The sequence below is a fragment of the Pseudomonas sp. GW821-FHT04C07 genome, assembly GCF_059420325.1.
Map to the genome: position 1 here is coordinate 18831 of NZ_JBWKTM010000015.1, position 21343 is coordinate 40173.

General features: G+C 62.6%; 9 protein-coding genes and 2 pseudogenes. 4 read left to right on the forward strand and 7 right to left on the reverse strand.

The genetic code is table 11. From position 1 onward, the window contains the following. Positions 1-51: 51 nt before the first annotated feature. Entirely contained in the window at positions 52-777 is a 726-nt protein-coding gene (locus AC07UI_RS24045) for a transporter substrate-binding domain-containing protein (protein WP_494994858.1), read from the forward strand. Between the two features lie 137 nt (positions 778-914). Here AC07UI_RS24045 and hisN read toward each other — a convergent pair whose 3' ends face one another. Continuing rightward, positions 915-1706, reverse strand: coding sequence for a histidinol-phosphatase (gene hisN, locus AC07UI_RS24050; protein ID WP_494994859.1), 792 nt, complete (start codon positions 1704-1706; stop codon positions 915-917). Between the two features lie 575 nt (positions 1707-2281). On the opposite strand from hisN, the gene AC07UI_RS24055 reads away from it, so the two are divergent. Next, positions 2282-2599, forward strand: coding sequence for a helix-turn-helix domain-containing protein (locus AC07UI_RS24055; RefSeq protein ID WP_007936692.1), 318 nt, complete (start codon positions 2282-2284; stop codon positions 2597-2599). Then, a complete protein-coding gene (locus AC07UI_RS24060; RefSeq protein ID WP_494994860.1) occupies positions 2592-3851 on the forward strand; it encodes a type II toxin-antitoxin system HipA family toxin in 1260 nt (419 codons plus the stop codon). Before AC07UI_RS24055 ends, AC07UI_RS24060 begins: the two co-directional genes overlap by 8 nt. A gap of 233 nt (positions 3852-4084) precedes the next feature. Here the strand turns inward: AC07UI_RS24060 and AC07UI_RS24065 are convergent, their stop codons facing one another. Then, entirely contained in the window at positions 4085-5788 is a 1704-nt protein-coding gene (locus AC07UI_RS24065; protein ID WP_494994861.1) for an ABC transporter ATP-binding protein/permease, read from the reverse strand. 106 nt (positions 5789-5894) lie between these two features. On the opposite strand from AC07UI_RS24065, the gene fhuF reads away from it, so the two are divergent. Further along, positions 5895-6641 (forward strand): siderophore-iron reductase FhuF, encoded by a 747-nt coding sequence (gene fhuF, locus AC07UI_RS24070; protein ID WP_494994862.1) that lies wholly within the window; start codon positions 5895-5897, stop codon positions 6639-6641. Here the strand turns inward: fhuF and AC07UI_RS24075 are convergent. The 5 genes and pseudogenes from AC07UI_RS24075 to AC07UI_RS24095 form a co-directional block, all read right to left on the reverse strand. Further along, the gene (locus AC07UI_RS24075) at positions 6632-8275 is read right to left on the reverse strand and encodes a cyclic peptide export ABC transporter (protein WP_494994863.1); all 1644 of its coding nucleotides are present in this window, start codon (positions 8273-8275) and stop codon (positions 6632-6634) included. The genes fhuF and AC07UI_RS24075 overlap by 10 nt on opposite strands. Continuing rightward, entirely contained in the window at positions 8272-12099 is a 3828-nt protein-coding gene (locus AC07UI_RS24080) for a non-ribosomal peptide synthetase (protein ID WP_494994864.1), read from the reverse strand. Before AC07UI_RS24080 ends, AC07UI_RS24075 begins: the two co-directional genes overlap by 4 nt. Before the next feature lie 58 nt (positions 12100-12157). Then, positions 12158-13912, reverse strand: coding sequence for a condensation domain-containing protein (locus AC07UI_RS24085; RefSeq protein ID WP_494994953.1), 1755 nt, complete (start codon positions 13910-13912; stop codon positions 12158-12160). A 3-nt stretch (positions 13913-13915) separates the two neighbouring features. Continuing rightward, positions 13916-17062 (reverse strand): annotated as a pseudogene (locus AC07UI_RS24090) (amino acid adenylation domain-containing protein); the annotation flags it as partial. A gap of 42 nt (positions 17063-17104) precedes the next feature. Continuing rightward, positions 17105-21259 (reverse strand): annotated as a pseudogene (locus AC07UI_RS24095) (amino acid adenylation domain-containing protein); the annotation flags it as partial. Between the last annotated feature and the right edge of the window lie 84 nt (positions 21260-21343).

Here is a 21343-nt window from a genome sequence, read left to right on the forward strand (position 1 = left end):
CAAGCTCATCTGTAAATGGGCTTTCCTCAATCTTGTTTTTTGGAGCACATGATGAGTGCTATCACTCCTACTGTTATCGCCGAACTTGCCCCGGGGGGCGTGCTGCGTGCGGCGATCAATTTTGGTAATCCGGTGCTGGCGCAGAAAGGCCAGGAGGGTGCCCCCCAAGGCGTATCCGTCGCCTTGGCCAAAGCCCTGGCGCAGGAGTTGGGCGTACCCCTGGAGATGCGGACCTTCGACGCCGCCGGCAAGGTGTTTGCCGCGCTGGAGGAGGGGGCATGGAGCATTGCGTTTCTGGCCATTGAACCGGTACGCGAAGAGCAGATCGCCTTCAGCGAGCCTTATGTGATCATCGAGGGCACTTACCTGGTAGCGGCTGACGCGCCTTATCGTGAAGTCGCTGATCTCGATCAGCCTGGCTTGCGGCTCGCCGTCGGCAAGGGCGCCGCCTATGACCTGTTCCTGACGCGCACCTTGAAAAGCGCCCGGTTGGAACGGGCCGAGACGTCAGCGGCAGCGGTGGACCTGTTCTTCGATAAAGGCCTGGACGCCGCGGCGGGTGTGCGTCAGCCGTTGGAAAAGGTGGCCGCGGCCGACTCGCGTTATCGGGTGCTAGAGGGCGCGTTCACCGCCATTCGCCAGGCGATGGCCGTGCCTCGTCAGCGTGAAGCAGGTGCGGCCTATGTGAGGGCTTTCGTTGAGCGCAAGAAGGCCGAAGGCTTCGTCCACAGGGCACTCGCCGCGAGCGGTCAAGCGGATGTGACCGTGGCCTCGTAAAGAGGTGCGGCACTGATTGCAGAGATGCCGCTGAAGGTCCGCAGATGGGCGAATAGAGCACGTCATCAAGGGCTGCACTGGGGCGTTTGCTGTCTGTTCGACACACTGGAAACGCCCCGGGCGGACCTGCTTTTCACTTAGCCGGCATGCTGTAGCAGCTCAATCAGCCGGGCATGCAGCGCGGGATCTCCGCAGGCCACGACGGTACCGCCGTTTTGCGCGGTACTTCCATCCCAGGCCGTCATACGGCCACCCGCGGCCTCGATGATCGGGATCAATGCCTGTACGTCATAGGGCTGCAGTGCGGCCTCGACGATCACATCGACGAAGCCGGAGGCCAGCATGCAGTAGGCGTAACAGTCACCGCCAAAACGGACCAGCTGCGCCTGGCTGGCCACCTGTTCAAAGGCGTTTTTTCGTTCGATTGTGTCGAACATATCGGGTGTCGTGCACATCAGCCGCGCGGATGTGAGCTGGGAGCAGGCGCGTGTTTTCAACGCTGTGCCATTGCGCCAGGCACCTTGTGCGCTGCCGATGTACCGCTCACCGGTGAACGGCTGATTCATCACCCCTAATACCGGGCGCTGGCCATCGTTGAGTGCGATCAGCGTGCCCCACAGGGGCAGCCCGGTGACGAAGGCCCGTGTGCCGTCAATCGGGTCCAGGACCCAGGTCAGTTCGCTTTCTCCAACGTAGACGCCTTCCTCTTCACCGAGGATTCCATGCGTGGGGTAGCGGTTGCGGATCAGTTCACGCATGGCCTGCTCGGCCGCCTTGTCGGCTACGGTGACGGGGTCGAACAACCGGCCACCTTTGTCCTGTACTTCGATTGCCGTGCGGAAGTAGGGCTCAATGGCCGCGGCAGCAGCTTGCGCCAGTTGCTCGGCAAAATTCAGGTACTCATCGAGCTGATCGGTAGTGAGTGGCATCGGGGCGCACCTATATCCAGGTTGATTGATGAAGACTGCTGAAATGGCTCATTTTAATAGGGCTCTAGTGGCCTGTGTGGCTAGTTCTGTTAGTCAACTTCGGCGCCAGCAGCCCATATCCTGCGTTGCTGTTCCTCGCCATAGCGGGCTATGACTCGTCACAGCGCCTTGGCTCTGGGCCGCCGGCATCCGAATTTGAGCTAACGAACTAGCCACACAGGCCACTAGAGCAATGGCTTCAGGCCAAAAACTATTAGAGCTGCCCCCCGCATTTGCCCCCGATTGCACGCCGTACTCTGTTCGCTCCCTCCGGCTCGGGCAAGACCGCCACGCTCAACAACTTGCTCAATCAGGTCACGGCGGTGTATCGGCCGCGGCTGTTCATCGTTGAGGCCGGGAAGGTGCTACCAGCAGGGCGAATCTTCCCACAAATAGAATTAATTCCAATAAATTGTGGGTACGGCAGGAAATACCTAAATAAGACACAAATTCAGGGAATTACGCGCCTTGAGCTGGATTGTGGTTAATTCTATAATTTTGGGTATTAAACGGTGTGCAGCGACGGAAGGCACGTTATGTTGGATTTAAGCTTCAGTAAGCCGAGTGAGATCGTCAAGCGACTCTGCGATCGCCTGCGCACGGAGCGGCTGGCTCTGCAGATGACGCAAGCCGATGTGGCCGGTCGCGCCGGTATCGGGACCAATACCGTGTCCAACCTCGAAGCTGGGCGCAATGTCGGGTTCGAGAATGTGGTCCGTGTGGCCATGGTCCTTGGACGCACCAAGGAGCTCGAAGGACTGTTCTTGCCAAAGCTGGACAGCCTTGAAGACATTCGCCGATACGAAAACAGTGTCAATCGTCATCGTGCCAAGAGGAAGTCCGACAATGCTTGAGCAAGTTGACGTCTACTACGATGGTTGGGGTGAACGTTGGCTGTGGGGCACGCTTGTGTCTACGACCGCCATCACCGGTCGCCCACAGATTGTGTTTGAGTACAGCAATGAAGCGAAGAGTAGAGGCCTGGAGCTGTCGTCCTACACACTTCCATTGGAGGGGCCCCAGTTACGTCGAGGCTTTGCGCCCCACCAGTTGGGCCTGCCAGGGCCTGTCTATGACTCGTTGCCTGACGGTTGGGGCATGCTGCTGATGGACCGGTTGTTCAGGCGCCGTGGCCTCAACACAGCACGTACAGGACCTCTGGGGCGGCTTGCCTATATTGGCAACAATGCCATGGGGGCAATGTCGTTCGAGCCCGTGGCGCCCGAGGGGCAGGAGCCGCAAGCGCATATCCCCCTTGAGCAGCTTGGGGTTGAGGTTCAGGAAGTTCTCAATGGTGAAGGTGGGGAATTCCTGCAGACGTTGCTGCTGGTGGGGGGCGCGCCTCAAGGTGCCAGGCCAAAGGCGTTGGTCTATCGCGATCCTCAAACTGGAGCCTTTACCACCGCCGCCAAGCCGGGCTATGAAGCCTGGCTGATCAAGTTCCCGGCAAAAGAAGAACATCCCGAGGTGTGTGCTATCGAAATGGTCTATGCCGAGTGCTTGCGCATGTGCGGCATCCAGACCCCGGACACGCAGCACTTCAGTCTGCCCAACGGGCTGGCAGCCTTCGCGAGTAAACGCTTTGATCGTATAGACGGTCAGCGCGTGCCCATGCAGAGCCTTGCAGCCTTTACCGGGGCCGACTACAAGTCACCGGGGTCCTTGGACTATGTCAACTTCTTGCGTGCGACACAGATGTGCACCAACGATGTGCGAGAGAAAGCTATCGCCTTCGAGCGTGCCATCTTCAATGTCGCGTTCAACAACCGAGACGACCACCCCAAAAACTTCGCCTACGTCATGTCGCCGTCCGGTGCATGGCAGCTGGCGCCGGCCTACGACGTGACTTTCTGCGAGGGACCGGGCGGTTATCACCAGATGGACGTGATGGGCGAGGCCTTGGAGATTGACCGAGACGCGATGCTCAGACTTGCAGACGAAGCAGAGGTCTCAGTGGAGACTGCTGGCGGCATCACTGACAGGATTTGCCGCGTCGCTAGCCAGTTTGCGACCATCGCCGAGAACATGTACCCACGCGCGATCACCCAGGACACCCTGGATACCATTCAAGGCCGAATCGACGAGAACATCGACCTGCTGCGCTAACGCCACTGCTCGCCTACAACTTCAAACGGGTGTTGAACCTTCGGGGCGGTAACGCCCTGATGGCAGCGATGAAGGTCTGAACCGAGTTGATGGCCCTCTGTACTCATCGCAGGGCATGACGGAAATCTCAGCCTGGAAAACAGCCTCCACCTGACCGGTGAGCCAGGCGTGCGCGTAACTCACTCGGAGGGCAGGAAATCGGCCCTCCATCTGGATGACCAGCACCGGCGACCTCAGAATTCCAAAGTGGTGGCGGGGATTAGTTTGGATGCGGCAGATGAAGCAGTGGGCACTACGTCAATCACGCGGGTGTGGTAGGCAGTGAGGCTTTCACGATGGCCGATGCTGACCAGCGTGATATTGGTGGCTGCCAGCGCTTCGTACAACCGTCGCTCGGCATCGTCGTCCAGGCCCGATGTGGCTTCATCGAGGAACAGCAACGGTGGCCGAATCAATAACGCGCGGGCCATGGCCAGACGCTGTTGCTCGCCGGGGCTCAGGCGCCGGCTCCAGTCATCGGTGCCGTGCAACGGCAGATGCTGCAACTCTGCCAGTTTGAGTACTTCTTCCAGGTGCGTTTCATCAATGTCGATTGCGCTGGCGTCGCCCTGTTGATGCAAGAGTTCATACAGGGAACCACTGGGTAGATAAGGCCGCTGCGGCAGAATGAGTAGGCCATCGCGGTCCAGTTCGGCGCGACCCTGGTGCCGTGGCCACAATCCCGCCAGTGAGCGCAGCAGGGTGGTCTTGCCCACGCCGGAAGGGCCACGCAGCAGCAGCCGTTCGCCGGGTGCCAGTGTCAGCGTCAGCGTTTCGAACAGCGGTAAACCGTGCTCATTCAACGGTGCAAAGTCATGCAACCGCAGGCCGGCTGTACGACGGGTAACGGGGTCGACCGGGGCGGGCAGTGCGTCGAGTTCACGCCAGAAACTGCACAGGCGCGCCTTGGTCGCGCGCCATTCGGCGATTTGCGGGTAGCTGTGAATCAGAAACGACAGCGAGGCCTGTATTTCGCCAAAAGCCGAAGCGATCTGGGTCAGTTGCCCCAGTTGAATCTCCCGCGAGAAGAAGCGCGGTGACGCCAGCAACAGCGGCAAGGTAAAGGCGAATCGCTCATACGCCGCATTGATGCCCAGCAGGTGTTTTTTCGAGCGAACCAGCTTGCCGTAGTTGCTCAGCAGCAGTCCCAGTTGTCCCAATAACTGCTTGCTTTCCCAACCCTGACCACGGGAAAGGGCGACATTTTCGGCGTCTTCACGCAGACGCGTCAGGCCGAAACGAAAATCCGCCTCACGACGTTGTTGCAGGAAATTGAGCCCGATCAGCGGTCTGCCGATCCAGTGCGCGATGCCGCTGCCGATCACGGCGTAGATCAAGGCGAGCCACAACATATAGCCGGGGATGGCGACGGCATGCCCGGCGACTTCGAATTCCAGCGTGCCGGAAATGCGCCACATGATCATGCTGAACAGCACCACCAGAATGATCGCCTGAAGCAGGTTCAGGCCCAGGTCCAGGGTCTGCTCGACGAAGATCTTGCAGTCCTCGGCAATGCGCTGATCGGGGTTGTCGTAGGTCACGCTGTGAAAACGGCTGCGGTAGTAGCGCTGGTTGTCGAGCCACTTGGCGAGAAAGGCCTGGGTGAGTTTTTCTCGCCAGTTGATCAGCAGTCGTTGTTGAACCTGGAATTTGGCCATGGTGCAGGCGATGAAGGCGACGTCCAGCACGAGCAACTCCACGACGTGATAACCGAACGCGGCGGCATCCAGGCTTTGCAACGAGTTGTAAAAGCCCAGGCTCCACTCGTTCCAGCGCACCTGGATCGCAATGATCCCGGCCACCGCCAGCATGGCCAGGGCGAGAGTCAGCCACGCGCGACGACGACCTTCAGCCGACCAGTAAGGCGCGGCCAGTAACTTCATATCATGGATGAACATCAGAGCGTCCTGCCTGGCAAACTCGGGGGGTGACCTGCCGTGTTGAGTCTTCGGAATTCAAAAAACGTGGTAGGTTAACAGTTCTCAAACTCAGTTACGAAGCCTCATGACGTCTCTTCAAGCCACCGCCCGAATGCTCGACGAAACCCTGCTCGATCAGTTGTTTCGTTTCGAAGGCGCCTTTCTGCGCAGCACCTGCCGATTGAGCAGCCACGTTGAAGGTCGTGGGTTGATTGAGTTTCGCGATCCGCAAACCTGCACTGAATTGTTGGGCCTTTACGCCCACTACTATCCCGCTGCGCCTCGGGCCGCGCTGGTGTCGCAGTGGTCGATGGATTTGATCTGCGTGACGCTGGCCTTGCCGTTGGCCGCCGCTGCGCAAAATCTGCGTTGTAGCGTGCGTGATCCCCATGTGGCGCTGGAAAACGGCATGCCCGTGGCTCAGGTGTTTGCCGCCGGCGAAGTACTGCCGTTGAACGACCCGTTGGGCTTCGCGCAACAACTGCTGACTGACGACATGGCGCCTCTCGTGCAGGCACTGGCCAGCGCCGGGCGGGTAGCCCAGCGCTTGCTGTGGAACAACGTGGCGGCCGCCATCGATGTCGCGCTCGATTACTTCCAGATGCCGCACGCGCCGCAATGGCGCGATCATCTGTTCCGGGAGCGGCACTGGGCCGATGGCACGCGCAATCCGCTGTACGGCTTCCTGCAACTGGCCCCCGGCCCGAGCGGCGTCCCGTTGCTGATGCGCAAGGTGTGCTGCTTGCACCACCAACTCGGTGATGCGCGCCCGTACTGCGACAACTGTCCGCTGGTGCCGGGCGCTGGCATCACAGCGCCTCATCAGGCATAAGCCGCGTGGGCTTCGACCTGGGTCAGACGGCCGTTCTCGACTTTCAGTACCCGGTCGGCCTGTTGGAAATAAGCGTCGTCGTGGGTGATCACGATCACGGTTTTGCCCCGGGCCTTTAGTTCCGGCAACAGCTCCATATAGAACACGCGCTTGAAGGTCGGATCCTGGTCGGCGGCCCATTCATCGAACAGATAAAACGGCTTGTCGTCCAGATAGGCCGATACCAGCGCCAGTCGCTTGCGTTGACCCGTGGACAGCTCCACGGTAGAAAAGCGGTCGTCGACGATGCTGACTTTATGCCCCAGCCCCAGGGCTTTCACATAGCGGGTAGCCTCGGCGGTGCGGTGTTCGGCGTCCGGGCCGTCGTCGCCCAGCAGATGTTCGAACAGGTGGAAGTCGGCGAACACGGCGGCAAAGTGCTGACGGTATTGCTCGCGGTTGTCGTCGTCCACTTCCACGCCGTTCAGCATTACACAGCCGGTTTCCGGTGCATAAAGCCCAAGCATCAGCATTGACAGCGTGGTCTTGCCACTGCCGTTGCCACCCACCACAAACACCAGTTCGCCCTGTTCAAGCGCCAGGTCCACCGGCCCGAGCATGAAGGGATGATCCTCGTGTTCGCCGGGATAGCGGTGGCATACACCGTTGAGCAACAGGCGCATCGGACCTTCACTGGCGAATACGTTACCGACCGGCGCGGCCACCTGGGCTTCGGTGCTCAACTCGGCATCCAGTTGGCGAATGCGGTTCAGTGCGATACTGGCCTGACGCAACGAGGGCAGGGCGATCATCAGGTCGGATATCGGCCGCACCAGATACAGCAACGTCACGGTGAAACTGGTCAGCACGGTGATCGGTTGCGGCAGCCAGAACGGCACGACAAACAGCAGCACGCCAAGGTTGAGGTAGAACAGCAGCGTGCCGAGGTTGGCCACCACCGAATACCCGGCCATGCCGCGCAGGAACCGCACGCGAAACTCATCGGCGCCCGGACGGATGACCCGCTCGACGAAGGCTTCGCCACGGGCGTTGTTCAGCTGCAATTCCTTGCTGCCTTCGATCAGGCTGCGAAAGTGCTGGTAGAGCACATCCTTTTGTTGCCGCACCCGTTCCAGATGGCTCAGCGGCCCGCGTTCGGCCAAGTGAAACGCCACCAGACCGACCAGCAAAAACAACGCCAGAATCGCCAGCAACGACCACGACAGCCAGGCCAGATAGGCAAAGCACGCCAGGGTCACCACAGCGTTGACGAACAGCAGCGGCACCCACTCGAACGCCGCCGTAAAGGTGTGCACGTCTTCGGTGAGGATCACCAGCAAACGGTGTTTGCCCATGCCTTGCAGGCGTTTGAGCGGGGTGGCGAGTAGCTTGCGCGACAAGTCGATGCGCATCTGGAAAATCGCGCTTTGGGTCAGGTGCAGCAGCGACAACTCCGAGCAAAGTTTGCTCACCAGCATGCCGGCACACAGCCCGAAAAAACCCAGGGCCAGTTCCGGCAATTGCTGCGGGTTGGCCAGCCCGCGGTTGATCAGGATCACCAGCCCCGCACTGGCCAGACCGCCCAGTGCGCCGGTGATCGAGGCCAGTGCCAGCAGGCGTGCCGATTGGCGGTAGAGATAAAGAATCAGGTTCATGCGACGGTTTCCGTCGAGGCCACGGCCAGCGACTTGTTGAGTTGTTCATGGAAGGCGGATTGCCCGAGGATCGTGTCGTGATCGGCGGCGACCTGATGATGACAGGTTCGTTGGCTGATCGCGTCCCACTGCGCCGGCAGGGTCGGGCGCTCAACGAGGGTCTGTTCGGCCCACCACAGATGCAGGGTGGCACGCACGGTGGGCACTGAATAGCCGTTGACCCAACGGCGCGCGTCGGCCATCACCTTCAAGGTTTTCTCGACGTACGCCAGCGGTGCATTGAGGCTCAGGCTGTTGGCGCTCGACCATTGCAGCAGAGCGAAACGCAATTGATCCACGCGACCCAGCTCAGCAGTGGCTGTGCGCAGTTCCGTCAAACGTTCCGGGGCGAGTGCGGTCAGTCGTTGTCGACCGTCGCTGCTCAGCTCTTGTTGCACGATGGTGTATAGCGCATCCCACGCCAGCGATTCGTCCTCGGCGTGGAAGGTGCTATCGAACAATCCCAACCACTCAACCGTTTGCCCTTGCGCCTCCAGTTGCCGGGTCAGTTCCAGCGCGAGCAATCCGCCCATGGACCAACCGCCCAGGCGATACGGACCCTGAGCCTGAATCTGGCGGATCTGTGGCACGTATTCGCTGGCCAATGCAACGAGGTCCTGGTTGCGCAGCGATTCGGGCAGCGCAATGCCATACACCGGCCTGTCCTTCGGCAATCCGGCGACCATCGGCACATAGTGATGAACCCCGCCCGCAGGCTGGTGCAGGCAAAACAGCGCTGGCTGTCCTGCTTCGCCGGCCTGCAAGGTAATGACCGTCGTATGGTCGTCGGGCTGGGCAATCTGTCCGGCAAGCCCGATCAACGTCGGGTGCTGGAAGATCACGTTGACCGGCACTTCAATGCCGAGCGTGGCGCGCAACCTGGCGGTCATGCGCACCACCAGCAACGAATGGCCGCCGAGGGCGAAAAAATCGTCGTGGCGACCGATCACTTCGGCCTCCAGCAGCTCTTGCCACACCGCCGCGAGCACCTGTTCGACATGTCCTTCGGGCGCTGCGTAAGCCGCGAGGCTGCGGTTTGGCGCACGGGCCAGCAAGGCACGATGGTTGACCTTGCCATTGGCGGTGCGCGGCAGTTGCGCCAGCCACTGAATGTCGGCGGGAATCATGTGCGCCGGCAACAGCGCCGCCAGGGATTCGCGCACGGCACTGGCCTGAAGTTGAGTGGTCGATTCGATGAAAGCACGCAAACTCGGCTCGGCCTGGGTGGTGTCCAGCAACACCACCGCCAGTTTGGCGCTGCTGACGTTGCACAGCGCGGTTTCGATTTCGCCCAGCTCGATACGGTAACCGCGCAGTTTGATCTGCGAGTCGGTGCGCCCGAGGAACCGCAGTTGTCCGTCCAGATCCTGCCAGGCGAAATCGCCGCTGCGATACAGACGCTGACCGTCGAGGGATGGATGACCGGCCCGGATGAATTTCTCGGCGGTCATCTGCGGCAGGCCCAGATAACCTTCGGACAAGCCGGGTCCGGCAATGTGGATTTCACCCTTGATCCCTCGGGTCACAGGGGCGCCGTCGCTGTCGAGCAAGTACACCCGAGTGTGGGCAATGGCGCGGCCGATGGGCACAGTCGCCGCGTCTTGATCGGGCTGGCAGAGCGCGACGGTACTCCACACCGACGCCTCCGTCGGACCGTATTCGTTGTACAGCTGTGCACCGGGTTGGCGGCGATAGTGGCTGTCGACCAGCGCTGGTGGGCAGCTTTCTCCGGCGACGATCGTAGTGTTCAGCGGACTCGGGGCATCGCCCAATTCGTCCAGTATCAACGCGTACAACGAAGGCAGGGCCAGCAGGTGCGACACGCCGTGGCTGCGGATCAATCGGGCCAGTTGTAGCGGGTCTTTCTGTTCGGTTTCGCTGGCCAGGTGCAGGCAACCGCCCTGGGCCAGGCTCCAGAACAGCCCGGCGATGGAGCTGTCGAAGGCGAACGACGACAGCAGCAGGAAGCGTTCCACCGGATGCGGATACCCCGCCAGTCGCGCCGCCAAAGAGTGTAGGGCGTTGGCATGGCTGATGATCACGCCCTTGGGTTGGCCAGTACTGCCAGAGGTGTAAATCAGGTAGGCCGGCTGGTCCCGCGAGACTGTCGGCTCGTCCCGTAACGGCACTGTCGGCATCGCTTGATCAATCGCCAGTGCGCTCGGTTGCCAGTCTGCCGGCAGGTCTTGCACACGGGAGTGGTGGGTCAGCACCAGGCGTGCCTGGCTGTCGCGCAGAATATGTTCGATGCGCTCGGCGGGATACGCCGGATCGATCGGCACATAACAGGCACCGGCGCGCAGAATCGCCACCAGCGCCACCACCGCACCGATGTCGCGCGGCAGAAAGTGTGCGATCCGCGCTCCGGGTTCCAGGCCTTGGGCGAGCAGTTGCTGGGTGAGGGCGCTGACGCGCTGATCCAGCTCGGCGTAGCTCAAGGTGCCGCTCGGCCCGGTGACTGCCGGGCGTTGGGCGTTAGTGGCCGAGCCCTGAGCGAAGCAGGCGGCCAGGTTGGGCAGGGCGAAGGTGGCGGCATAAAGTTGTTCTTGCGCCGGGCTGAGGGGCGGCGAAGTGGCCAGTGCGCCGGTCACGCGTTGTTGCTCGGCCGCGCTGCAGGTCGACAGCCGGCTCAGGCTGGCGGACGGTTCGCGCAGGCTGTGCTCGATCACGCTCAGCAATTGCTCGGCGAGGAGCTCGACATGGGCTGGCGTGTAGAGCGCAGCGTCAAAATGAAGCGACAAACCACTGGCCGTACGCGGCTGATACTGCAACAGCAGCGCACAACCGTCGCTGACGCTGTCGGCCTGTTCGATCTGCCAACCGGCATCATTCAGGGCACTGTGCGGCACGACCGCGAGTTCGCGAAAGCCCACGCCGGACAGCGACGGTACGTTGCTCAAGTGGCTCGGGTAGCTGTCCCGGGCATCATTGAGCAGGCCGACGCGCTCGGTCAGTTGCTGGCACGACGCGGCAAACGATAGCTCGGGTGCGGTGTCGAGTGTCAGCGGCAACGGTTCGGAAAAAAGGCCGAGGGCATCGCCCAACACTTCCGGGCGCGCCTGGTTCTCATAGGCCAGCGTCAGGCGCTCGGCTTCGCTATAGCGCTGCCACAAGGTTAACCAAGCGGCGAGCACGACCGTCCCTGGACTGACGCCGAGACTGGCCGCCTGCTGATCGAGGCGATGCAGGCTCGAGTCGTCGAGACTCAGTTGCAAACGGCCAGGGTTGATCAGCCCGGTGGGCGCCGAGTTTTGGCGCTGCCAAGGCAACGGCACGTCTGCGACCACCGCGTTGAACTGCTCATCCCAGAACTGCCGGCCCTGATCGTCCACCGATTCCAGACGCCAGGCAGCATAGTCGGCGTATTGCAGCGGCGGCTCTTGAGGCGCTGCTTGCAAATAGCCCTGCGCCCATTCTTCGCTGAGGTAGCCCAGGCTGGTGCTGTCCAGATGCAAGGCCGGCAGGTGCAAGGTCGCTGACTGGGTGTCCACGTGCAGTTCGATGCCCAGCGCCAGCCAATCATCAATCGAATCGTCGATCACCTGCATTGGCAACGACAGGCCCGGCAGTTGTTGATAACGGGTACGCAGAATTTCGTGGCGCTGCATCAACGCCAGCAAACTGGTTTTCAGCCGTGAGCTGTCCAGTGGTTGTTCGCTGCGAATGCGCAGCGTGGCCCGCTGCGCTGACGGAGCCAGACGAGTTTGTTGCAGGCGCCACAGGTGCGCCTGTTGCGGCGACAGTTCGAAGCCTTCGAATGGCGTGTCTTCGTGAGTCTGAGTCATGCTGAGACCTGTACAAAAAAGTGGGACATGAGTGCTAGGGTCGACGGGCCGAAGGCAATCATTGTTCGGCATCCTTCACGACACTGCGGCGACGGGCCTGGCCCAGGGTGCTCTGACGCGCGCTGCCGGCTTCACGCAGCGCGGCTTGAGCCTGATCGCGGCGGGTCTGTTGCAGTTGATTGAGAGGCAGCAGCAACTGGGCGACGCTGGTGTCGGCGTTCAGGACGAGTTGCTCCAGCAGGCAGACGAACAGGCTGTCGAGCAGTTCGATGTAGGCACTGGCGTAACGCCCGGTGTCGTAGTCGTACACCACCAGCAGGCCTTCGCCGTCATCCACGACGTTGATCAGCAGGTCCACATCCGAGGCCTGAGGTTCCAGTTCTCGCTCGCTGATCGCCAGCCCCGGCAGATGCAGGTCCTGCTGACGGGTGTTCTGTACCACCAGTTTGACCTGGAAGAACGGCGTGTGACGTGCGTCCCGCTGCGGCAGCAAATCGGCCACCAGGGCGTCGAACGGCAAGTCCTGATGGGCAAAGGCATCCAGTGCGACGCGGCGGGCATCTCGGAGCAACTCATCGAACGTCTGCTGCGGCGTGACGCGGCAACGCAGAACCAACTGGTTGACGAAGAAGCCGACCATGTCTTCGGTTTGTTGCTGATGACGGTTGGCGATGTCGGTGCCCACCAGCAGGTCTTCGCGCCCGGTTTGCTGATGCAGCAACACGTTCAGCGCACTGTGCAGCACCATGAATGGCGAAGCCTCGCGAGCCGTGGCCAACTCGCCGATGGCCCGGGCCAGCGACGCCGGCAGGCGACTGCGATGACGCGCGCACCCGCCGTGGTCGCGGGGCTGGGCGCCCGGCAACAACAGTGGCGCCGGGGTGGCTTGCAACTGCTGGCGCCAGTAGGCCAGTTGTTGTTGCCAGACCGGACCCGGCAGGTGCGTGCGTTGCCACACGGCGAAGTCGGCGTATTGCAGGGCCGGGGTGGCTATGCAAGGAGCGGCGGTGCCGAAACCGATGTAGTCCGTGGCCAGTTGGTCCACCAGTTGTGCAATCGACCAGGCGTCCACCGCAATGTGGTGCATGGCGATGGCCAGCACATGAGTCTGCGCCTCCAGTTTCAGCAACCGCGCCCGAATCAATGGCGCCTGCGTCAGGTCGAACGGTTGGCCGAAGACCTCGGCCAATTGCGCCTGGATGGCCGGCTCCTGTTCGTGCGCCAGGACATGTTGCAGGTCGGTGACCGGCAAGGCAAACGCCTGCGCCACTTCGATCCGCTGCCACGGTTCGCCATGATCGCTGTGCACGGTGCTGCGCAACACTTCATGGCGGGCGATCAGTTGTTCGAACGCCAGGCGCAAGGCTTCGACATTCGGCGCCCCGGTCAAGGTCAGAGCGAACGGAATGTTGAAACCGCTGGAGCCAGGGTTCAGTTGCTCAAGGAACCACAACCGCTGTTGGGCAAACGACAACGGCAGCGGTTGCGAACGGTCTGCCACGGTGATCGCCGGCAGGGCCAAAGGCGCCCCCTGCAAGCGAGCGCTGTCGATGGCGCGTGCGAGGTTTTCCAGCACCGGGTGATCGAACACCGCACGCAACGGCAGGTCCACGGCGAGCTGGCTGCGAATCCGCGAGACCACCAGCGTCGCCAGTAGCGAGTGTCCGCCGAGGGCGAAGAAATTGTCGTCGGCACCAATCGCCGACACGTTGAGAATCTGTGCCCAGATTGCACCCAGTTGCTGCTCGGTGTCGCTGCTCAGCAGTCGTTGTTCGCTCAGGTCGCTACTGTCTAGCGCACGTGCGGTCAGCAGTTTGCGGTCGACCTTGCCGTTGGCGTTCTGCGGCAGTGCTTCCAGTTTTTGCCAATGCGCCGGCACCATGTACGACGGCAGACGTTGGGCCAGCCATTCGCGCAGCACCGCCACCGGCGTGTCGTCGCCGGTCCAGTACGCGACCAGTTGCAAGTCGCCTCGAAGGTCGGCATTGACGATTACCACTACCGCTTGCACGGCAGGATGACGACCGAGGTGATCTTCGATTTCACCCAGTTCGATCCGGTGGCCACGGATTTTCACCTGCTGATCGCGGCGACCGAGGAACTCGATCACCCCGTCCGCACGCCAGCGTCCCAGGTCACCGGTGCGGTAGAAACGCGCACCGGGTTCAAACGGATGCGCGACAAACGCGGCTCGGGTTTTCTGCGGATCGTTGAGATAGCCGCGACCGACGCCGACACCGCCGACGCAGATTTCCCCCGGTACACCCACTGGCACGGGCCGCAACGCGGCGTCCACCAGGTACAGATGATTGTTGGCGGTCGGCCGGCCAATCGGCATGGCAGTGCCGCCTTCTTCAGGCACAGAAGTCAGCGGGTGGAACGCCACGTCATCCGAGCATTCCGCCGGGCCATAGGCATTCATCAGCGGCACATGGGCAAAGCGGCTCAGCCAGGCCTGGGCCAGCGCCGGTGGCAGGGCTTCGCCGGTCGGCAGCAACCAGCGCAGCGCCAACAGTTGCGTGTCGGTGCGGGCGAGGTCGAGCAGGGCGCGGATCATCGTCGGCACGGCTTCGAGCACCGACAGTTGTTGGTTCTCCAGCGCTTGCAGCAGGCGTTCGGGGTCGTGGGCAATCACGTCCGGCAGGATGTGCACGGTGGCGCCGAGGATCGGTGCGGCGAGGAACTGCCAGACCGAAATGTCGAATGCCGGGGAGGCGGTCTGGGCAATCCGGTCCGCGCTCGACAGGCCCAGCGTCGGCACCTTGCCAAAGATGTTGTTGAGCATGCCCCGTTGTTCGACCATGGCACCTTTCGGCGTGCCGGTGGAGCCTGAGGTGAAGATCACATAGGCCAGATCATCAGGGCTGCCCGCCACGTTAAGTGGCGTTGCATCGCCCGCCAGCCACAGGGCTTCGGTGCGCAGGCGACTCGGGGTCGCGGAGCTGGAGGCCAGTGCCGGGTCGATAACCGAGTCGGCACTTTCGCTGGTCATCAGAATTGTCGCGCCAGACAGTTCGAGAATTTCGCTCAGGCGCTGTGGTGGATGCTTGATGTCCAGCGGCAAGTAGGCCGCGCCTGCCTTGAGTACGGCGATCATCATGCTCAGCAGCGACAGGCCGCGCTCGCCGGCCAGAGCCACCAGCGTGTCGCGACCGGCGCCGGCTTCGATCAGCGCACGCGCGAGACGATTCGAGCGCTGATCCAGTTCGGCGTAGCTCAGGCTGTTGGCACCACACACGGCAGCGATGCGCTGCGGATGCTGCGCCACTTGCCGGGCGAACAGCTCGGCGTAGGTTTGATCCAGCGGGAAGTCGAGTTCACTGCGGTTCCAGTCCACCAACAGTGTCTGGCGTTCGTCCGGCGTCAGCAGCGACAGCGTTGCCAGTGGCGCGTCAGGCTGCGCAACCATTTGCGTCAGCAACTGACGCAGGTGGCCGAGCATGCGTTGCACGGTATCGGTGTCAAAACGTGCGGCGTCGTAGGTCAGGCGAATGCCCAGGCGATCGCCGGGGTAGAGCACCACGGTCATCGGGTAGTTGGTGTGCACGCGGTCTTCGTAGATGTCGACGTTGAAGTCGACCTGGCGGTCCGACAGGCCGGCGTCGAACGGCGCGTTTTCGAACACCACCAGGCTGTCGAACAGCGAGCGACCGTGCTCGATTTCACTCCAGCGCTGGATGTCCACCAGCGGCGCATGTTCGTAGGCGCGCAACTCGAAGTTGTGCGCGAACAGCGCTTGTAGCCACGGCACCACGGTTTGCGAATCGTCGACCTTGACCCGCAACGGCAGGCTGTTGATGAACAGCCCGACGATGTCTTCCACGCCCGGCAACTCCGTCGGACGTCCCGACACCGTGACGCCGAACAGCACGTCGTCGCTGCCGCTGTAACGGGACAACAGCAAGGCCCAGGCACCCTGAATCCAGGTGTTGGGCGTGAGCTGGTGCTGTTGGCACAACGCGGTCAATGCACGGGTGTCGGCAATCGACAGGGTGACGTCCAGGTTGGCCACCGCTTCGACCGCTTGCTCGGTCACGGCCGGGCGATCCACCACCAACGGCGTCGGTGCGCTGAAACCGGCCAGTTCGCGGGTCCAGAATTGTTCAGTGATGGACGTATCCTGGCATTGCAACCAATGGATGTAGTTGCTGAACGGCGGCAGCAACGGACGCGCCACAGGCTGGCCCAATACGCGTGCCTGGTAGTGGGCGAACAGGTCAGCCATCAACAGACCGAAGCACCAGGCGTCAGTCAGGATGTGATGAAAGCTGCGCACGATCAGGAACTCTTGATCGGCCACCTGGAATACCCGAAGGAAGGTCAGCGGCGGGCGGCGCATGTCGAAACCGTGCCGGCATTCGGCGTCCAGCACGGCATCCAGTTGGCGCTGGCGGGTCGCTTCGTCGAGGTGACGCCAGTCGTACCAGGCGAATGCCGGGTCGGTGTCGTGGTAGACACATTGCAGCGCAGCCTTGCCGTCCTGCCACCAGAAACCGGTGCGCAGCATCGGATGCCGGGCCAGTTGCCGGGCCCAGGCGTATTCGATGGCGCTGCGGTCCAGTTCGCCGTCCCAGCGATAACGTTGTTGCATCAGGTAGATGCCGCTGTTGGGACGCAGCAGCGTGTGCAACAGCATGCCTTCTTGCATGGGCGACAGGGGCAGCAAGTCGTCGATGCCGGCCCAGTCGAAGTTTACACCCAAGGCTGTGAGGTCGTGGCCGGCGGCGCGGCACAACGGGAAGGCATGGACGCCCGGGATCGCTTGCTCGGCGTCGGCAGCGAGCAGGGCCAGACGCCGAGCAAGCGCCTCGGCCCAGTGTTCGGCGCCTGGGCCACGGCAATCGATTTGCAGTTGACCGTGTTGCAGGCTGACGGACAGGGTCAGCCCGGTGGCATCGATTGGCGCGCTGGTGGCGATAACCTCGCCCAACGGCCCTTCAGGGGTCTGCCATTCGCCGGCCATGACAATATGCACGGTTGGCTGCGGCAGGCTCAGCAGCGGTTCGCGCAAGTAGTCGTTGTCGGCCAGGTAACGCAGCACGCCGTAGTCGTCACCGGTGTGTGGGGCGGCGGCCAGTTGCGCGTCGATCTGGCCAAGTAACTGCGCGGCGCTGCCGGTGGGTGTCACGCTCAGACGCAGGGGAACGGCGTGGCTCAGCACGCCAATCACTGTGGCCGGGTTGAAGTCGGTGCGGCTCAAGGGACTGGTGAGCGGCAAACGGGCACGCTCGCAACGACCGCGATCCAGGGTCAGCCAGACGTCTTGTTCGGCATTTTGCTGCGCCAATTCTGCAGCGACGGCGGTGGCCACCAGCGATGCCCACGGTGCGTGACTGCGGCGTTGCAGCAGTTTCAGACGAGCGCTGAGTGGTGCCGAGATCTGCACGCGGCTTTCAGTCGCCACGTTGTCCTGCGTGGTTGATGGCAGGGTTTCACCGGCGTATTGCAGCCAGTATTCCCAGGCCGATTCCAGACCGTCTTCATCGCGGGCGCAGCGGTTTTGGTGTTCGGCCCATTCATCCAGATTACCGCCGTGACGCGGCAATTCGATCGCACGATCGTATTGCGCTTGAGCCACAGCCAGCGCCAGGTCGGTCATCAGCAAAGCCCAGGAACTGGCATCCAGACGCAGGGCGTGGGTAACCAACAGCACGGCGTCGCCCTGCGCCGACAGGCAGGCGTGCCAGCCTTCGCCTGCCACGTGATCCAGCGTGGCCAGGGTGGCTTCGGCCAGCTCGGCCAGTGCGTTCGAGTCATCAACGTTCAGTGGCTGACAACTGGCGCTGACCGGTTTCGGCATGCTCGGCAGGCTTTGCGCCCAGCGGCCGTCCGCCTCTTGGGTCAGTCCCAGTTGCAGCGCACGGTGTTGCTGTTGCAGGGCCAATATCGCGCGGTTCAGCACCTCCAGGCTGATCGGCGCATTCAACGCCACACAGCGCCAGTCTGCCGCTAACGGGCCGGCTTCGAGGCGGGCGTGTTGGCCCGCGGTCAGCGGAACATTGCGTGCAACACTGCTGGTGTCCCGGCTGTAGTTCGCGCCTTGACTGATCACCGCAGAAATCTCGGCAATGGTGCGGTTTTCGAACAACTGCTTGGGTGTCAGCTTCATGCCGCGCTGGTGGGCGCGCGCGATGATTTGCAGGTTTAGAATCGAATCGCCGCCCAAGGTAAAAAAGTCGTCATGAATGCCGACGCGCTCAACTCGCAACACATCCTGCCAGATCTCGGCGAAAGCGATTTCCACCGCATCGCGCGGGGCTTCGTAGGTGTCCTGGCTGGTCGGGGCGTCGGGCAATGGCAGGCGGGCGATGTCCGCTTTGCCATTGGCGTTCAGCGGGATCGCATCCAGCGCGATGAAGTCCGCCGGCACCATGTAATCCGGTACGCGCAGGGCCAGGTCATAACGCAGTTTTTCGGTGGACATCGAGGTGCTGGCCACCAGCCAGGCGATCAGCCGCGGTGTCTCGCTGGCCGGTTGCACAACACGGACCAGCACTTGCTGAATGTTGCTCGACAGGCGTTTGATTTGCGCTTCGACTTCGCCCAGCTCAATGCGGTAGCCACGCAGTTTGATCTGGTTGTCGACGCGCCCGAGGAACGCCAGTTCACCGGATTCCAGCCAACGCACTCGGTCGCCGGTACGGTAGGCGCGGGGCAGGTCGGCAACGGTCGTGAAGCGAGCGGCGGTTTGCGCCGGATCGCCCAGATAGTCCATGGCCAAGCCTTCGCCGCCGACCCACAGTTCACCTGGCACACCGACCGGCACGGCGTGACCGTGGCTGTCGAGTACCCGCAGTTGGCGGTTCGGTTGCGGATGGCCCAGCGGTTGTACGCCGGCCAGTGGCTGGTCGATGCGCGACAGGCAAATGCCCACGGCGCTTTCGGTCGGGCCGTAGTGGTTGTAGACCGCCAGTTGCGGACTAAGCCCTCGGATCGTGTCGAGCAACGTACCTTGCAGCGCTTCGCCACCGAGCAACAAAGCGCGACGTGGCAGCAAGTTTGCGTCGGGGTGAGCGGCGAGCAAACCGTGCAAGTGGTTGGGCGTGAGCTTGACCAGATCCGGTGTGAACTCGGCAAAACACTGTGCCAGGGCGTTCGGGTCGGCGCGGGTGTCGTCGTCCACCAGCAACAGGCTGCCACCGCTGACCAGCGCACCGAACAACTGGGTGTAACCGAGGTCCGCCGCCAGGGTCGAGAGCAGCGCGTGGCGCCACGGTTGTTCCGCCTCGGCGCAACCCAACTCGGCGAGAATGCCCGTGATATAGGCGACGATGGCGCGGTGGGACAGGCGTACGCCTTTGGGCGTACCGGTGGAGCCGGAGGTGTAAATCACATAGGCGCAGGCCTGTTGATCCACTGCGGGCAGGTCGATGCCGGAGGCGCGGGCCGAGGCGTCGATCACTTGCGCCGTGCCGGTGTCGAAGGCCGGCGAGCCGATGATGAAGTCCACGTCGGCACTGCCCATCAGCGCACTCAGTCGCGAGGCTGGTTGGCCCAGGTCCAGCGGCAGGAAGCAAGCGCCGGCCTGCATCACCGCCAGCAGTGAGACCACTGTGTCGTTGCAGCGGGGCAGGGCCAGCGCTACGCGATCACCCTGTTGCAGGCCGCGCTGGCGCAAGGCGCTGGCCAGTCCGGTCGAGGCTTCAAGCAGTTCGCCGTAGCTCAAGACGCCATGGGTGTCGCGGACGGCTTCACGTTCGGGATGGCGGCGAGCCTGGGCGGCGATCAGTTCGTGCAGCGGAGCATCAGGCAATTCGAGGGGCGCGCCGTTGCCCCAGGTGCGAGTCAGGCTCAGTTCCTGCGCCTGGCACAGCGGCACCTCGGCCAGCGGTCGATTGGCGTCGCGGCTCAGTTCTTCGAGCAGCACCACCAATTGCTCCAGCAGGCGGGCACCGGCAGCATCGGACAAGCGTTTGCGCTGATGCACCAGATGCAGCTGCAAGCTGTCGCCTTCCATCGATGCGATCAGTGACATCGGATAGTTGTTGCGCCCGCCGGTGTGGCGCGAAGGCGCGGTGTGGTCGGCGTCCGGCAGTCCGACGAGGCCATCGTCGATCTGATCCAGCTCCCGGGGGAACGGGAAGTTTTCAAACACCATGATCGCTTCGAACAACTCGCCACCGGGCGGCAGCGCGGTCAACGCCCGCAGACTGGCCAGCGGTGTGTGTTCGTGCTCGCGCATTTCGGCGTTCCAGTCCTGGATGCCCGCCAGCCATTGGCCAACGGTCGGTGCATCGTCCCAGCGCACCCGTAATGGCAAGGTGTTGATGAACAGACCGACCATGCGCTCGACGCCGCTCAGCCGCTGCGGACGCCCGGCCACGGTGACGCCGATCAAGGCCTCGTCGCTACCGTTGTGGCGGCCCAGCAGGTAAGCGTAAGCCGCTTGCAGCAGGGTGTTGACGGTCAGGTTGTTGCCGCGGGCGAAACCGCTCAGGCGTGCAGTCGTTGCCGCATCCAGCACACGCAGATGTTCGGTGCAGGGCAGGTGCGCCTCCACCGGGTCGGCGAGCAGGCCGCGCGGGTCGGACTCGGGCACGCGGGTGGTGTTGGCGAAGTCCGCCAGGCGGCTGCGCCAGAACTCATCGGCGGATGGGCGTTCGCTGAGGTAGGCCACGTAATCCTGGAACGGGCGCACCGTTTCCAGCGCCGCGTGCTGACCTCGACGTGCCGCGCGATACAGGTCGCGCCAGTCCGCCAGCAGCGAGCCGACGCTCCAGCCGTCGAGCAGCAAGTGATGGTGGGTCCACAACAACGACCAGTGGGCCTGGCCGTTTTGATCGTCCAGCCGCGCCAGGGTCAAACGCATCAGCGGAGCGGCACCCAGCTCGAAGGCCTGAGCGTGATCTTCCGCCGCCAGGGCTGCCAGCCCTTGCGGGTTGCCGCGCAAATCGACTTCGCGCAGCGGCAGATCGACTTCCTTGAGGATGACTTGATAGGCGTCGTCCAGCTCTTCCCAGAGAAACGCCGTGCGCAATACCGCGTGGCGTTGCATCAGGGCCAGCCAGGCCTGACGGAACGCGTCGAGGTCGAGCTCACCGGCCAGGCCGATGTTCATCTGCTGGTAGTAGACCCGCGACTCGGGAGCATAGGCCTCGTGGTACAGCAGACCTTTTTGCAGCGGCGTCAGCGAATAGATGTTTTCGATTTGGTCATGCATGGCAGCAGTGTTCAATCCGGAAAAACGTAGAGGCACGTGCGCCGCGGTCGGCGCACTCCGAAGTCAAATTCAGGGCAATGACGG

Bases quoted from the DNA above. Each gene is read 5' to 3' on its own strand.
- AC07UI_RS24045 (WP_494994858.1), top strand. From the start codon at position 52: ATGAGTGCTATCACTCCTACTGTTATCGCCGAACTTGCCCCGGGGGGC.
- hisN (WP_494994859.1), bottom strand. From the start codon at position 1,706: ATGCCACTCACTACCGATCAGCTCGATGAGTACCTGAATTTTGCCGAG.
- AC07UI_RS24055 (WP_007936692.1), top strand. From the start codon at position 2,282: ATGTTGGATTTAAGCTTCAGTAAGCCGAGTGAGATCGTCAAGCGACTC.
- AC07UI_RS24060 (WP_494994860.1), top strand. From the start codon at position 2,592: ATGCTTGAGCAAGTTGACGTCTACTACGATGGTTGGGGTGAACGTTGG.
- AC07UI_RS24065 (WP_494994861.1), bottom strand. From the start codon at position 5,788: ATGTTCATCCATGATATGAAGTTACTGGCCGCGCCTTACTGGTCGGCT.
- fhuF (WP_494994862.1), top strand. From the start codon at position 5,895: ATGACGTCTCTTCAAGCCACCGCCCGAATGCTCGACGAAACCCTGCTC.
- AC07UI_RS24075 (WP_494994863.1), bottom strand. From the start codon at position 8,275: ATGAACCTGATTCTTTATCTCTACCGCCAATCGGCACGCCTGCTGGCA.
- AC07UI_RS24080 (WP_494994864.1), bottom strand. From the start codon at position 12,099: ATGACTCAGACTCACGAAGACACGCCATTCGAAGGCTTCGAACTGTCG.